The sequence below is a fragment of the Micromonospora sp. NPDC049282 genome, assembly GCF_043197045.1.
Lineage (GTDB): Bacteria > Actinomycetota > Actinomycetes > Mycobacteriales > Micromonosporaceae > Micromonospora.
In genome coordinates, this window is record NZ_JBICSL010000029.1 from 15,552 (window position 1) to 31,213 (window position 15,662).

7 protein-coding genes are annotated in these 15,662 nt (G+C 73.5%); 5 read left to right on the forward strand and 2 right to left on the reverse strand.

The features are described from left to right. Nucleotides 1–42 precede the first annotated feature (42 nt). The 4 genes from ACGFI2_RS29510 (at nt 43) to ACGFI2_RS29525 (ending at nt 6,333) form a co-directional block, all read left to right on the forward strand. Entirely contained in the window at nt 43–2,769 is a 2,727-nt protein-coding gene (locus ACGFI2_RS29510) for a type 2 lanthipeptide synthetase LanM family protein (RefSeq protein ID WP_393523161.1), read from the forward strand. Between the two features lie 47 nt (nt 2,770–2,816). Next, complete coding sequence (locus ACGFI2_RS29515) at nt 2,817–3,035, forward strand: hypothetical protein (protein ID WP_393523164.1); 219 nt, start codon at nt 2,817–2,819, stop codon at nt 3,033–3,035. A gap of 46 nt (nt 3,036–3,081) precedes the next feature. After that, on the forward strand, nt 3,082–6,048 hold the full coding sequence (locus tag ACGFI2_RS29520) for an AAA family ATPase (protein ID WP_393523167.1): 2,967 nt from the start codon (nt 3,082–3,084) through the stop codon (nt 6,046–6,048). A gap of 69 nt (nt 6,049–6,117) precedes the next feature. Beyond that, on the forward strand, nt 6,118–6,333 hold the full coding sequence (locus ACGFI2_RS29525; protein ID WP_393523170.1) for an MbtH family protein: 216 nt from the start codon (nt 6,118–6,120) through the stop codon (nt 6,331–6,333). 75 nt (nt 6,334–6,408) lie between these two features. On the opposite strand, the gene sbnB is transcribed toward ACGFI2_RS29525, so the two are convergent. Both sbnB and sbnA read right to left on the reverse strand, forming a co-directional pair. Further along, the gene (gene sbnB / locus ACGFI2_RS29530) at nt 6,409–7,389 is read right to left on the reverse strand and encodes a 2,3-diaminopropionate biosynthesis protein SbnB (RefSeq protein ID WP_393523173.1); all 981 of its coding nucleotides are present in this window, start codon (nt 7,387–7,389) and stop codon (nt 6,409–6,411) included. Beyond that, complete coding sequence (gene sbnA / locus ACGFI2_RS29535; protein ID WP_393523176.1) at nt 7,383–8,393, reverse strand: 2,3-diaminopropionate biosynthesis protein SbnA; 1,011 nt, start codon at nt 8,391–8,393, stop codon at nt 7,383–7,385. The genes sbnB and sbnA overlap by 7 nt, the downstream gene beginning before the upstream one ends. A gap of 156 nt (nt 8,394–8,549) precedes the next feature. Here sbnA and ACGFI2_RS29540 point away from each other — a divergent pair, with 156 nt between their 5' ends. After that, nucleotides 8,550–15,638: an amino acid adenylation domain-containing protein gene (locus ACGFI2_RS29540; protein ID WP_393523179.1), complete on the forward strand. Its 7,089-nt coding sequence runs from the start codon at nt 8,550–8,552 to the stop codon at nt 15,636–15,638. Nucleotides 15,639–15,662: the final 24 nt, after the last annotated feature.

Here is a 15,662-nt window from a genome sequence, read left to right on the forward strand (position 1 = left end):
TACGCATGTCCCGCCCCCGGCCGCTCTGACAGAGTCGCCCGCATGACCGAGTCGTCGAACGATGCGCCTCCCGCCCCGCGCGGGTCCATCGGTGACGACGTGATGGCGGCGCTCACCGTATCGTTGCGCGGCCTGGTCGTTCCCGCTCGCGACCGCCTCGTCGAGCGGGTACGCGACGTCCCCGCCGCCGACCTCGACGCCCTGGCCGACGAGTTCGCCGCTGACCTCGGTGCCCGCCTGGTCCGTCTGGCCGGGCGCACCCTCGCCGCCGAGTTCGAGCGCCTGCAGCAGCGCGGCGACCTGGCCGGGGCCGGCGGGCCGCAGCGGTTCGCCGCGTTCGTGGCCTGGCTCGACACCGGCCTCGACGACATCCTCACCCGTCATCCGGTGCTCGGCCGGCGACTGTCGGAGACCGCGTCCACGGCCGTGCAGACCCACGCGGAGCTGCTGGAACGGTACGCCGTCGACCGGTCCGACCTCGTCCGGGCGCTGCTCGGCGGCGGGTCACCGGGAGCGCTGACCGGGGTGCACGCCGGCCTCGGCGACCCGCACCACGGCGGCCGTTCGGTCACCCGGCTCACCTTCGCCGACGGGCGGCACGTCGTGTACAAACCGCGCGGGATCGCCGCGTACGCGATGCTGGCCGAGCTGACCGCCTGGCTCAACCGGGCCGTTCCCGGCCTGGACCTGCGCACCGCCGCGACCCTCGCCCGCAGCGGGTACGGCTACGCCGAGTTCGTCGCCCACCTGCCGCTGGACGGGCCGGCGTCGGCCGAGCGATTCTACCGCCGGATGGGCGCCCTGCTCGCGCTGCTGCACGCGGTACGCGCTGTCGACCTGCACCACGAGAACCTGATCGCCTGTGGCGAGCACCCGGTGCTGATCGACGCGGAGGCGCTCTTCCACCCCGCGTTGGCGACGCCCGTCCTCGGCGCCGACCCGGCCCGTCGGATGCTGTCCGCCTCGGTCTACCGCACCAGCCTGCTACCCACGGTCACGGTCGGCCCGGCGGGGATAGTCGACTGCTCCGGTCTCGCCGGTCGCATGGGCAGCCGCGCCGTGGACCGCCTGGACTGGGAGCTGTCCGGCCACTACCGGGACCGGTTGCGGCCACGACCGCGTGACGCGGGCGCCGGCGGGCTGAACCTGCCCCGCCTCGGCGGGCGGGAGCTGGACCCGGGCGACTACGACGAGGCCCTGCGCGCCGGACTGCGCGCCGGGTACGACGCGATCAGCGCCGGACGCGAGAGCTTCCAGCAGTTGCTGGACAGCGCCGCGAACCTGGAGGTACGCGTCGTGTTCCGCCCGACGCTCACGTACGCGACGCTGCTGGAACGGGCCGCCGACCCGCACCTGCTGCGCGACGACGCCGGACCGGAACAGGCGCTGACCGCCGCCCTGCGACAGGACCCGATGTGCCGCCCGCTGGTCCCGTACGAGCTGACCGACCTGCGCCGCGGCGACATCCCGGTCTTCACCGCCGTCCCGGGCCGCCGCGACGTGTGGTCCTCGACCGGTGAGCGCCTCGCCGGGCTGCTGCCCACCACCGGGCTCGACGACGCCAGCGCGGTGCTCGCCGGCATGGGCACGGCCGACCGCCGGGACCAGGAGTGGATCGTCTCGGCGACACTGGCCGCCCGGCAGCCGGCCGACGGCCACCGCGCCGCCGGCGCGCTCGCCGGCCCGGTGACCGGGCACGAGGCCGGCCCGGACCGGCTTCTCACCGCCGCGTGCGCCCTCGCCGACCAGATCCTCGCCCGTGGCGTCACCGACGGGGAGCGGGTGAACTGGCTGGGTCTGGAGGTGGTGGACGGCAGCCACTGGATGGTCCTGCCGATGGGCGCCTCCCTCGCCACCGGCTACCTCGGTGTGGCCCTCTTCCTGGCCCAACTCGCCGAACTGACCGGCATCGACCGCTTCCGCGACACCGCGCAGCGGGCCGCGCACGCCGCCGTCCCGCTCTGCCGCACGCTCGCCGAGCGGCCCGAACTCGCGGTCCACGTGGGTACCGGCGGCTATCAGGGCTTCGGCGGCATCTGCTACAGCCTGGCCCGGCTCGCCACGCTGCTGAACGATCCGGGGCTCCGCGAGGGGGTACGCGACGGCGTCACCGCCGCCGCGACGGCGGTCGCCGCACCCGGTCCGCCGGGCGTGGCGAACGGCATCGCCGGTTGCCTGGCCGCGATGCGCGCGGTCCACGCCGAACTCGCCCTGGAATCCGCCGCGGACCTCGCCCGGGTCTGCGCCGACCGGCTGGACACCTCGCGCACCTCGGCGGGAGGGCTGGCGGCCGGCTTCGCCGACGGCCGCGCCGGCGTCGCCTGGGCCCGCCGCGACGACGCCGCCGTGGCGGCCCTGAGCCTGCCCGACACCGCCGACCACGGCTGGTGCGGCGGAGCGGCGGGCATCGTGTCGGTCCGCGGCGTGCAACCGGGGGACGATCCCGCACGGATCATCCGGCGGTTCGCCCAGCGGCCGGTGCTGCGCGACCTCAGCCTCTGCCACGGCGAACTGGGTGTCGTCGAGGCGCTCGTCGTGCTCGCGGCGTTCGAGCCGGACCGGTCCGTGCAGCGCGCGCTACGTTGGCGGGCCGGTCTCGTGCTCGACGCCATCGAACGGTACGGACCCTGCTGCGGCACCCCGGACGGGGTAGCTACGCCGGGGCTGCTCAACGGACTGGCCGGCATCGGGTACGGGCTGCTGCGTCTGGGCTTCCCCGCCCAGGTGCCCTCGGTACTGCTACTCAAGCCGGGCCGGCCCGGCAAGTGAAAAGGTATGAACCCCGCGTACGTCGCGGGCCGAAAAGGAGGAACCCAGTGTCTGAAGACCAACTTGTCCAGTCCGCGGAGATCGGCGAGCAGGATGTGCACGACACCGACCGGTGGCCGGGCATGCTGGACGTCGTGTCCAAGGTGCCCTTCGGCATGCAGGCCGCCGTACTGGCCGGTGCCCTCGTCGTCGGTGCTGGCATCGCCGGTATGATCGGCGAGTCGACGATCCCCGGGACGACCTGCTGCCCGCCGCTGCCCCACTGATCCACATACCTGGACAGTGCCGGCCCGGTCGGGATAGGCGTTGGTCGTGAGACAGCTGCAGCGGTTCGGCGCCTCGCGCCGCCGCGCGTCGGTCCTGGTCGGTCGCGACGACGAGCTTGACGCAATCAAGCAGGCACTGTGCGGGACCCGCGCCGGTGAGGGTGCAGCCCTGTTCGTCGTCGGCGGCGAAGGAATCGGCAAGTCCCGTCTCGCGGCTACCGCCGTTGACCTGTCCTTCGCCGCCGACATGAGCCTGCTCCGTGGGCGGGGCAGCATGGTCGGGTTGACCGTGCCGTTCCGTTCGCTCACCGAGGCACTCCTGTCGCTGGTGCACAGCGGTGATTACATCGACATCACCGAGCTCGGCCCGTACCAGCACGCCCTGGGCCGGCTCATCCCGGACTGGGCCGACGGCCCGGCCGACCCGGGCAGCGGCTCGCTGATGGTGCTCGCCGAGGCCGTTCTGCGGCTGACCTCGCTCGCCGGGCGTGACCGGGGCTGCCTGATGGTCCTCGACGACCTGCAGGACGCCGATGCCGAGACCCTCGCCGTCGTCGAGTACCTCACCGACAACATCCACCGCCAGGCCACCATGTTGCTCTGCACGGTCCGCAGCGAGCCCTGCCGTGCCCTCGACCTGGCGCTCGCCGCCGAGCAGCGCGGCACCGCCACCGTCGAGACGCTGCGCCCGCTCGGGGCGGACGACATCGGCGCCATGGCGGCGTCCCGCCTCGGCTGTGCCCGGGGCGACCTGCCACAGTGGCTGGTCGACCGGCTCTTCGAGGACAGCGCCGGCAACCCGCTGCTCGCCGAGGAGCTCATCGACGCGATCAGCGACAGCGGGCAATTGGTCCGCGAGGGCGAGACCTGGACGATGACCGGGACGCTGCGGCCCAACGTGCCCGACACCCTGGTGCGTACGGTGGCCCGGCGCGTCGAGCAGCTCGACCCCGCCGCCCGCGACCTGCTGTCGATCGGCGCCGTGCTGGGCAAGCGGTTCCCGCTCGGGCTGGTCCAGGCGGTGTCCGGCCTGGACGACCGCACGCTCCTCAACCACCTGCACGGCGAGGTCGCCAGCCAGTTGGTCGCACCCGACGAGCAGACCCCCGGCTGGTACGCGTTCCAGCAGCCCCTCTACGGTGAGGCGCTGCTGCAGACCCTCACACCGGGGCACCGCATCGTGCTGGCCGGGCACGCCGCGGCCGCGGTGGAGCAGGCCTACCCGGGGTTGCCCGACGAGTGGTGTCAGGTGGCCGCCTCGCTGCGCCTGCAGGCCCAGGAACCGGGCGCCGCGGCCCGCCACTACCTCGAAGCCGGCCGCCGTGCGCTGGCCAAGGGCGCCGCCTCCTCCGCCGTCGACCTGCTCGACCGTGCGCGTGAGCTGCTCGACGGCGACAGCGACCAACTCGTGCCCGGTGACGTCGTGGAGGCCCTGGTCTCCGCGCTGGCCGAGGCGGGTCTGATGGAACGCGCGCTCGCGCTGGCCGACCAGTTCGACGAGGCCCCCTCCGACGGTGGCCGGCGCCGCCGCGCCGAGCTGCACACCCGGCTCGCCTGGGCGGCGAACGTCGCCGGCCGCACCGACGACGGCCTGCGGCAGGTGGCGCTCGCCCGCGCGGCGCTCGGCCCCGATGCGCCCGCGCGGGACACCGCCCCGATCGACGTGGTCGAGGCCCACTTGCTGCTCGACCGGCCCGGGTCCGAGGGATTCGCCCTGGCCGAGAGCATGACCCGCCAGGCGGCCGCGGTGGCCGAGGCCGTACCGCTGCCGGTGGTGGCCTGCCAGGCGTGGCAGCTGCTCGGCGCGCTCACCCGCGGCCGTGACCTGGCCGAGGCGACCGCCTGCCTCGAACGCGCCCGCGCCCTCGCCGTCCGCTACGACCTGCCGATCTGGGAGATCCACGCGTTGGTGCGCCTCGGCCACGACCAGGCGTTGCGCGACGGCACCATCGAGATCCTGGAGCGGACCCGGCAGGCCGCGCTGAGCCGGGGCGCGGTGACCGCCGGCTTCCACGCCGAGACCAACATCGCGCTGCACACCGTGCTGCACGGTGACTTCGCGACGGCCGGCGAGCTCATCGACCGGTCGCTCGGCTCCACGATGCGGCTCAAGCTCTTCGAGACCACCCAGTTGTTGCTGCTCTCACGGGCCATCCTCGGCGCCCACCAGGGCCGGCGCCGCGAGATGAACGAGGCGCTCGCCGAGTTCCGGCGCTGGGGCGGTGAGCCCGACCAGCACATACCGCGCGTGTACGGCCTGGCGCGCATCTTCTGCGCGTTGCTGGAGGAGGATCGCGGGCGCGCGATCGACGAGGTCGCCAGCGGCCGGCGCAGCGGCGCCAACCTCAGCGCGCACCTCGACGCGGAGCACGGCATCGGCCCGTTGCTGCAGGCGCTGGCAGCGCCGGGCCGGCGGGCCGAGCCCGAGCCCGACGCGACCGGGCTGCCCGGCGGCGAGCTGCGCTGGAACCGGCAGTTCGCTCTGCTCACCCGGGCCGTGCTCGCCGGCCGGGCGGGCCGGGCCGAGGAGGCGAGGGCGGCGTTCGACGAGGCGATCGAGGCGGCGGCGCCGTACGCCATGGCCCGGCACCTCTGCCTGCGGTTGGCCGGCGAGGCCGCGCTCGACGACGGCTGGGGCGACCCGGTGCCGTGGCTGCGCGCGGCCGAGGAGTACTTCCACCGGGGCAACGTCGTGCCGGTGGCCAGTGCCTGCCGGGCGCTGCTGCGCCGTGCCGGCGCGCCGGTCCAGCAGCGTCGCACCGGCGTCGACGACGTGCCGAAGGAGCTGCGCGACGCCGGTGTCACCGTACGCGAGTACGAGGTGCTCTGCCTGCTCGTCGAGCGGCTCGGCAACCGCGAGATCGCCAACCGGCTGCACCTGTCGCCGCGGACGGTGGAGAAACACGTCGCGAGCCTGATCGCCAAAACCGGTCAGGCCAACCGGATCGAACTCGGTGGCTACGCCGTGCAGATCGTCGGTAGCGCTGCCGGTTCTTCTCTGCTGTCCCGCTGACCCAGCGGGCAGGCTCCGGGTAAGCCGAACAGCCGGATCGCCCGGCACCGAACCGAAGGGACGGCACTCATGGCTCAGGAGCAGGCGGACGAGCGCACCTACCGGGTGGTCGTCAACGACGAGGAGCAGTACTCGATCTGGTTGGCCGACCGCGATCTGCCGCTGGGCTGGCGCGCCGAGGGAACGACCGGGGACCGGGCCGCGTGCCTCGCGCACATCGAGCGGGTCTGGACCGACATGCGGCCGCTGAGCCTGCGCCGCCAGATGGCCGGGACCGGCGCCTGAGCGGCGTACCCGGGTCCGGACGTGCCGAGTCCCGCAGGAGCGTCGCTCCTGCGGGACTGGGCTTTCCGGGCCGCGTCAGAAATCGGCCAGGGTGGTGCCGACTCCCTGGTCGGCGGCTCGCCGGCGGACCAACCGGGCCACCGCCAGGTCCAGGATGCCCAGCCCGAACGGCGAGAACACGGTCAGCCCGTCGTCAGGCCGGCGGTACGGCGCCCCGGACAGCAGCGACCCCAGTGACGCCGTGACGAAGTCCCGGTGCCCGACCTCCTGCTCGGCCAGGTGCAGCGACGTCGAGGCCCGGCAGACGTGGTCGGCGTCGTCCACGATGTTCGTGCTCGCGAGCACCGTCGCCGGTGACAGGTCACGCAGCGACAGGTGCAGCACGAGCGTCCCCGGCGGGCAGTAAGCCGCGTCCAGGTGCGGCGTGCCGGCCGTCGTCGCGAGCGACACCAACCGGTGCGCGCGCAGCGCCGCCGCCGCGCTCTCCGCGACCTCGACCGTCAACGTCGGATACCGGGCCGCGGACGCCTCGGCGAACGAACGCGCCCGTCCCGCGTCGAGGTCGAAGACCGTCACCGCGGTCAGGCCCGGCAGCGTCGTACGCAGGAACCGCAGCACCTCGCCGTTGATCACCCCGCAGCCGAACAGCGTGACCCCGGTGTCGGGGGTGCCGGCGGCCAGGGTGGCGGCGGCCAGGGCCGCGGAGGCTGCGGTCCGCCGCGCCGAGATCGTCGCGGCCTCCACCAGTGCCTCCGGCTCACCGGTACGCACCGAATTGAGGATCATGACCGCGTTGGCGCGCGGCAGGTCGGTCTCGATGTTCGCCGGGAACGACGCGATCCACTTGACGCCCGCCACCGGGTCCTCGCCACCCAGGTAGGCCGGCAGCGCGATGATCCGGTTGCGGTCGTCGTCGGGGAACCGCAGGAACACCGAGTGCGGCACCGCGGTAAGGCCCTGCTGGTGGCACAGGTACGCCTCCCGTACCGCCCGCAGCACCTCCTCGTCGGCGTCCTCGAGGACCTCGCGGACCTGCGCTCTACCCAGCATCAACATGTGCTGACCTCCACGGCCTTCTGCTTCCACAGGTGGGAGATGTCGCCGAACCGCTCGGCGACCCAGTCGTCGTCGAAGATCGTGTCCAGGTAGCGCTCGCCCCGATCCGGGAAGATCAGGACGCAGGTCGAGCCCGGAGCGATCCGCTCGCGAATCCGTTCCAGCGCCGACACCACCGCGCCCGAGGAGCCGCCGGCGAGGATCGCCTCCAGCCCGACGAGACGCCGGCAGCCCACCACGCACTCGGCGTCGTCGACGTGCACCACCTCGTCGGCGAGGCCGTCGCGGTACAGCGCGGGACGTACGGCCGCGCCGTGGCCGGGGACCAGTCGCGGTCTGGTCGGGGTGCCGAAGATGGCGCTGCCGACCGCGTCCACCGCCACGACCCGCACGTCGAGGTCGTGCTCGCGGATGTACTCGGCGCAGCCGCGCAGCGTCCCGCACGAACCGGTGGCGCAGAGCAGCACGTCGGGCGGCCCCTGCAGCGCCTCGACGATCTCGCGCATGGTGGCGTGGTGGGCCCGCGGGTTGAACGGGTTGGAGTACTGGTCCGGGCAGTAGCCGCCCGGCAGCGTCGCCGCCAGCTCGCGGACCCGGGCGACACGTACCGGCAGGTACGCCCCGGTGGCCGGGTCGGTGCGGGTGACGATCTCGACCTCGGCGCCCAGCGCACGCATGATGGCGATGTTCTGGGCGTTGGTGCGGGGGTCGGCCACGCACACGAACCGCACCCCGTAGTACGCGCACACCTGCGCGAGCCCGATGCCCAGGTTGCCCGAGCTGGATTCCACCACCACCGAGCGGCCCGGCACGATCCGCCCGGTGTCGATGCCGTGGCGGACCATCGCGAGCGCGGACCGGTCCTTGATGCTGCCACCCGGATTGTGGCCCTCCAGTTTCGCGAAAACCCGGAAGGAACTGCTCTCCTCAAGCCTCGTGAGCTCGACGAGCGGGGTCAGACCGACCGTGTCGATCGTCCCGCGGGCGAATGCCGGCGTCTTCATGGATCGAGCCTTGCCGCGTCCCACCGCGCCCTCGCAGAGAAGGACGCGCAGTCATGCCGGCATCCAGGCCGCACCGGTTGTTCTCTCACCGGCCGCGCGCGCGGACGACACGCTGATGGTCCGACCAGTGTGGCCAGCTACCTCGGAGGGTACGCGATGACCGACACCATGGATCCGGCGTCACTGCGGGCTGAGCTGATGCGCCGCCGGCTGAGCGGCGCCGCGGCCGCACCGGCGCCGCCCGCGGGCCCACGACGGGCCGACCGCCGCGTGCCGCCCCCACTGTCCTTCGCCCAGCAGCGGCTGTGGACGCTCGACCAACTCCAGCCCGGCAGCACCGAGTACCTGGCCAGCACGGCTCTGCGCCTGTCCGGGCCGCTCGACGAGACCGCGCTGCGCGGGGCGCTCGACGCCGTCGTCGCCCGCCACGAGGTGCTGCGTACCCGTTACCGGCTCGTCGACGGCGACCCGGTCCAGGTGATCGACGAACCCACCGCCGTCGACCTGCGGATGCTCGACCTGAGCACGGTGGATCGTGCGGAGGCCGAGGCCCGGGTCGCTGCCCTCGGCACGACCGACCGGCAGCCGGTCGACCTCGCGGACGGCCCGGTGCTGCACGCGACCCTGGCCCGGCTCGGCCCGGAGGAGCACGCCCTCGTGCTCACCATCCACCACATCGCCACCGACGGCTGGTCCGAGGGTCTCGTCGTCGACGAGCTCGCCCGGCACTATGCCGCCCTGGCCGCCGGGCGCATCCCGGACGAGCGGCCGCCGGCCCTGCAGTACGCCGACGTCGCGAGCTGGCAGCGCGCCCACCCGCCGATAAACGAGCACCTCGACTACTGGCGTGATCGGCTCGCCGGCCTGACCCCTCTGGAACTGCCCACCGACCGGCCCCGCCCGCGGGTGCGGGACGCCGCCGGCGCGTTCGTGCCGTTCGAGGTCCCGGCCGTCGTCGCGCGGGAGCTGTCCCGCCTCGCCCGGCAGCGCGGCGCCACCACCTACCAGGCGGCTCTCGCCGCGTACGCGGTCCTGCTGTCCCGCTACACCGGGCTCGACGACATCGCGGTCGGCACCCCGCTCGCCGGTCGCGACCACCCGCAGGTCCAGGACCTGGTAGGCCTCTTCGTCAACACGGTCGTGCTCCGCACCGACCTGTCGGGCGACCCGTCCTACCTGGATGTCGTCGACCGGGTGCGCGAGGCGGCCCTCGACGCCCATGCGCACCAGGAGCTGCCGTTCGAACGGCTGGTCGACGAGTTCGCGCCGCAGCGTGACCTGTCCCGGACCCCGCTGTTCGCGACGATGTTCCTGATGGACGACGCGCCGGTGACCGCTCGCGAGGCCGGTGGACTGCGTATCGAGCGGATCCCGGTCGGCGAGAGCAGCGCGAAGTTCGACCTGACCATGGCGATTACCCAACGCCCGGACGGCTCGCTGGGGGGCGGTATCACCTACGCCACGGCGCTCTTCGACCGGGCGACCGTCGAGCGGCTGGCCGGGCACTTCGTACGGCTGCTCACCGGCGCCGTCGCCGCCCCACGGTCACCGGTCGGCCTTCTGGAGCTGGTCTCGCCGGGCGAGCTGCGGCAGCTGACCGTCGAGTGGAACGACACCGCGGCGGCGTACCCGGGTGGCACGCTACCCGCGCTGATCGAGGCTCAGGCGGCCCGCACACCGACGGCGGTCGCGCTGCGTTTCGAGGGGCGCTCGTGGACGTACGCCGAGGTCAACGCCCAGGCCAGCCGGATCGCACGCCACCTGCGGAACCTACGGGTCGGCCCGGAGTCGGTGGTGGCGGTCGAGCTGCCGCGCGGCGCCGACCTGGTCCTCGCGCTGCTCGGCGTACTCAAGGCCGGTGCCGCCTACCTGCCACTCGACCCCGAGCACCCGGCCGAGCGACGCGCCTTCATGGTCGAGGACGCCGGCGCCGTCGTCGTCGTCACCGAGCGACTGCTCGCCGAGGCCCTCGCGGGCACCGACGACGGCAACCCGGACAGCGGAGTCTCGCCCGAGCACGCCGCCTACGTCATCTACACCTCTGGCTCGACCGGCCGCCCGAAGGGCGTGCTGATCGAGCACCGCGCCATCGTCAACCGGCTGCACTGGATGCAGCAGGCCTACCAGCTCGACGCCGGCGACCGGGTCCTGCAGAAGACCCCGGCCGGCTTCGACGTCTCGGTGTGGGAGTTCTTCTGGCCGCTGCTCACCGGCGCGACCCTGGTCGTGGCCCGTCCCGGCGGCCACCGCGATCCCGCGTACCTCGCCGACCTGATCACGTCCGAGGAGATCACCACCCTGCACTTCGTCCCGTCGATGCTGCGGGCCTTCCTCACCGAGCCGTTCGACACCCTGCCCTCGGTGCGGCGCGTCATCTGCAGCGGCGAGGCGCTCACCGCCGACCTGGCCGCCGCCGTCCACGAGCGGATCGGCTGCGAGCTGCACAACCTCTACGGGCCCACGGAGACCGCCGTCGACGTCACGGCGCTGCGCTGCCTGCCCGGCGAGCCGGTCACCATCGGGCGGCCGGTGGCCAACACCCAGGCGTACATCCTCGACGACCGCCTGCGGCCGCAGCCGGTGGGCGTAGCGGGCGAGTTGATGATCGGCGGGGTCCAGCTGGCCCGCGGCTACCTCGGCCGGCCCGGTCTGACCGCCGACCGGTTCCGCCCGGACCCGTTCGCGACCGAACCCGGCCGGCGGCTCTACCGCACCGGCGACCTGGCTCGCTACCGGCCCGACCGCTCCATCGAGTACCTCGGTCGGCTTGACCACCAGGTCAAGATCGCGGGACAACGCATCGAACTGGGCGAGGTCGAGGCGGTCCTGCGCGAGTGCCCGCAGGTCACCGACGCCGCGGTCGCGGTGGTCGACGAGCAGCTCGCCGGCTACGTCGTCACCACGGCGAGCATCGACGACATCCGTGCCCACCTGCGCCAACGGCTGCCCGAGGCGATGATCCCGAGTCGCTGGGCCGTCCTGGCCGCGCTCCCGCTCACCAGCAGCGGCAAGCTCGACCGCCGCGCGCTGCCCGTCCCCGCCGAGCACCGGGCCGTGGCCGGCGACTACGACGCGCCCCGCGACGAGGTCGAACAGCTCATCGCCGACGCGATCAGCGGCGCGCTCGGCGTCGAGAAGGTGGGCCGCAACGACAGCTTCTTCCAACTGGGCGGCGACTCCATGCGGGCGATCCGCGTGGTGGGCACGGTCCGCGCGGCCGGCATCGCCCTGCGGGTACAGGACCTGTACACCCACCAGAGCGTCGCCGAACTCGCCGCGCTGGCCGGTCCGCGCGTCGCGGCGCCCGCGCCCGAGCGGACCGTCGAGCGGTTCGCCCAGATCAGCGACGCCGACCGGCGTCTGCTGCCGCCGAACCTGACCGACGCGTACCCGATCACCCAGAACCAGGCCGGCATGCTCTACGAGATGCTGGCCGGCGGCGAGCAGGCTGTCTACCGCAACGTCTCCTGCTACCGCGTACGCGACACCGCGCCGTTCTCTGCCGACGCGCTGGAGCGGGCCGGCCGGCTGCTGCTCGACCGGCACGAGATCCTGCGCACCTCGTTCGACCTGGGCACCTACTCGGAGATCATGCAGCTGGTCCACGAGCGCGCCGAGCTGCCGATCACCTGCCACGACCTGCGGGCCCTGCCACCCGGGAAGCAGCGGGAGACCGTCGCCGAGTTCCTCGCCGCCGAACGGGCGGTGCCGTTCGACATCGCCGTGGCACCCCTGGTCCGCTACACCGTGCACCTGCTCGGCGACGAGGAATGGCTGCTCACCCACTCCGAGTGCCACGCGATCCTCGACGGTTGGAGCCACACCTCCACCGTCGCGATGTTGATCGACCTCTACCGGGGCCTGCGCGACGGCACCCCGCGCGAGCTGCCCGCGCCGCCCGACGTACGCTTCGCCGACTTCGTGGCCCTCGAACGCGCCGCCCTCGACTCGGCCGAGTCCCGCGACTTCTGGGCCGCCACCGTCGCCTCCAGCGAACGGTTCACGCTGCCCCCCGAGTGGGCCACCGGGCCCGCCGGTGCCCCCGCCACCATCGTCGACGTCCCGTGGGCCGATCTGGCACCCGGACTGCGGCGCCTGGCCGCCGCCGCGAACGCCTCCCTCAAGAGCGTGCTGCATGCCGCCCACCTGAAGGCGCTGAGCATCGCCACCGGCAAGGACCGCTTCTTCGACGGTCTGCTCTGCAACGGCCGTCCCGAGCGGCTGCGCGGCGACGAGGTTTTCGGCATGTACCTCAACACGGTGCCGTTCGCCGCGGACACCACCGCGGCCACGTGGCGCGAGCTGGTCACCGAGGTCTTCGCCGGGGAGGCGCGGCTCTGGCCGCACCGGCGCTACCCGCTGCCCACGTTGCAGCGTGACTGGGGGTCGGCCTCGCGGCTCATCGCGGTGGCGTTCGGCTACCTCGACTTCCACGTGCTCGCCGGCGAGAGCGAGTCGGGCGTACGCATGATCGACGACTTCAGCCCCGGCAGCCTCGCACTCGAGGTGTGGACGTTCCCGGGCGTGCTGCGCCTCGGCGCCGATCCCGCGCGGATCGACCGGCCCTACGTGGAGCTGCTGCAGCGGACGTACCGGCACGTCCTCGAAGCGATGGCGGCCGACCCGGACGGCGACGCGCGGCGGGTGGGGCTGGCGCCCGACGACCGCCGTGACGCCCTGGACCGTTTCCAGAATCCCGCGGACTTCCCGCGGTTCCCGCTGGTCCACGACCTGACCCCCACCGGTGACGCGGTCGCGCTGCGGCACGGCGGGACCGCCCTCACGTACGGCGAGGTGCACGAGCTGGCCGGGCGGCTCGCCACCCGGCTGAACCACCTGGGCGTCGGACCGGACACCGTGGTCGGTCTGCTGCTGCCGCGCGAGCCGGACCTGATCGTCGCCATGCTCGCCGTGCTCAAGGCCGGAGGAGCCTTCCTGCCGCTCGATCCCGCCTACCCGGCCGAGCGGATCCGCTACATGCTCGACGACGCCGCTCCCGTGCTCGTGCTCACCGACGCCGCGCACGCCGGCGGTGTCCCGAGCGCGACCGTACGCGTCGAGGTCGTCGACCACGACGCCTGCCGCACGCTTCCCGCCGGCCCGCCGGCGCACCCGGTCGACGGCGAGAGCCTCGCCTATGTGATCTACACCTCCGGCTCGACCGGTCGGCCCAAGGGGGTCGGCGTTCCGCACCGGGCGCTGCTCAACCTGCGCCACGCCCAGAACCAGCACCTCGACGTGCGCCCCGGCGACCAGGTGTTGCAGTTCGCCTCGCCCAGCTTCGACGCGTCGGTGTGGGAGCTGACCATGTCCCTCAGCAACGGCGCCACGCTGGTGCTGCCCCCGCCGGACGCCGACCCCGGCGACCTGCGTGCGCAGGCGGACGTCGTCACCCACATGACCCTGCCGCCGTCGCTGCTGGGTCGCCTCGACCCGGCCGGGTTCCCGCGCCTGCGGGTGCTGGTCACGGCGGGAGAGGCGGTCACCGCCGAGCAGGCCGCCCGGTGGGCGCCACACGTCCGGTTCCTCAACGGGTACGGGCCCACCGAGACCGCCGTCTGCGCGTCGGCCGCCGAGATCCGGACACCCGTGCCCGCCGGACCGCCGCCGATCGGGCAGCCCTTCGCCAACGCCCGCGTGTACGTCCTCGACGACGACCAGCGGCCCCTGCCCGCCGGGGTGCGTGGCGAGCTGGTCATCGGTGGTGCCGGAGTGGCCCGAGGCTACCTGGGCCGGCCGGCGCTGACCGCCGAGCGTTTCGTCCCCGACCCGTACGCGCTGCGGCCCGGCGACCGCATGTACCGCACCGGAGACGTAGCCTCCCGCGCGGCCGACGGGACCCTGCACTTCCACGGCCGCCGCGACCACCAGGTCAAGATCCGGGGCTTCCGGATCGAGCTGGGCGAGATCGAGAACACCCTCGCCGCCTGCCCGGGGGTCACCGGGGCCGTGTGCACCGTGCACCGGCCGGGTACGCCGGACGCGACGCTGGTCGCGTACACCCGCGGTGGCGTTCCGGCACGCGAGCTGCGCGCCCACCTCGCCGACCGGCTGCCGCAGCACCTCGTCCCGGCTCACTTCATCGCCGTCGACGACTTCCCGCTGACCCCGGCCGGCAAGGTCGACCGCGCCGCCCTGCCGGCACCGGACGGCTCCCGTCCGGCCACCGGCACCGCCTACGTCGAGCCGGGCACCGACGCGGAGCGGGCGATCGCCGAGGCGTGGAGCGAGGCGCTGGGTATCGACCGGATCGGTGCCGAGGACGATTTCTTCGAGATCGGCGGGCACTCGCTGGCCATGATGCGGGTGATCGCGTCGGTGCGTGCCCGGCACGGCTACCAGCTGACCTTCCGGTCCTTCCTGGAACGGCGGACGGTCGCCCGACTGGCTGCCGCCCTCGCCGAGGAGAAGCCGAAGGAAGCGCTGTTGTGGCTGCGCGCCGAAGGGTCCCGTACGCCGCTGTTCTGCGTACATCCCGGTGGCGGCAGCGCCCACTGGTACCTGCGTCTGGTCCCGCACCTGCACCCGGAGCAGCCGGTGGCCGCCTTCGAATGGCCCGGACCGCATCCGCAGGGTACGCCGGGCACCGAGCAGATCGCCGAGCGCTACCTGGCCGAGCTGCGGCGGGCCCGCCCGCACGGTCCGTACCTGCTCTTCAGCTGGTGCGGCGGCAGCGGGATCGCCACGGAGATGGCCCATCGCCTGACCGACGCGGGGGAGCGCGTGACCCTGATGCTGCTCGACCCCGGCCTGGACATGCACAGCCGGGCCGACGGCTGGAACGAACTGGGCCTGATGCGCCGCCTGGAGAAGCTGCTCGACGAGGTCGTCAGCGGCGGCGCGACCGCGGACACCCCGCGACGCCGCGCGGAGATCCTGGAACTGCTCGACCACCTGGTCGACGACGTGGACCCGGAGATCGGCATCGTGCTGCCCGAGGAGGGGGTCGGTGACGCCTGGCCCGCCGCCGTACGCATCTGGCGCGAGGTCATGGAGATGGACCTGACCTACCGGCACCGCACCTATCCGGGCCGGCTGGAGCTGATCGTCAGCGATGAGCTGGCCAGTGGTGACCACGAGGTCGCCTCCGGGCAGAGCTACGGCGAGTACCTCGCCCGCTGGGAGGAGCTGACCCCGTCGGGGGTGCGGGTGCACCGCATGGCCGGCGACCACTTCAGCGTCATGCGGGAACCCCTCGTCCGCGAGTTGGCCGAGGTGGTCACCGCCCTGGTCGACCAGGACTGAGCACAGAGACAGGGAGGGGCCGCC

Excerpts from the sequence above, each read along its gene's own strand:
- ACGFI2_RS29510 (WP_393523161.1), top strand. The coding sequence starts at position 43 with ATGACCGAGTCGTCGAACGATGCGCCTCCCGCCCCGCGCGGGTCCATC.
- ACGFI2_RS29525 (WP_393523170.1), top strand. The coding sequence starts at position 6,118 with ATGGCTCAGGAGCAGGCGGACGAGCGCACCTACCGGGTGGTCGTCAAC.
- sbnB (WP_393523173.1), bottom strand. The coding sequence starts at position 7,389 with ATGTTGATGCTGGGTAGAGCGCAGGTCCGCGAGGTCCTCGAGGACGCC.
- sbnA (WP_393523176.1), bottom strand. The coding sequence starts at position 8,393 with ATGAAGACGCCGGCATTCGCCCGCGGGACGATCGACACGGTCGGTCTG.
- ACGFI2_RS29540 (WP_393523179.1), top strand. The coding sequence starts at position 8,550 with ATGACCGACACCATGGATCCGGCGTCACTGCGGGCTGAGCTGATGCGC.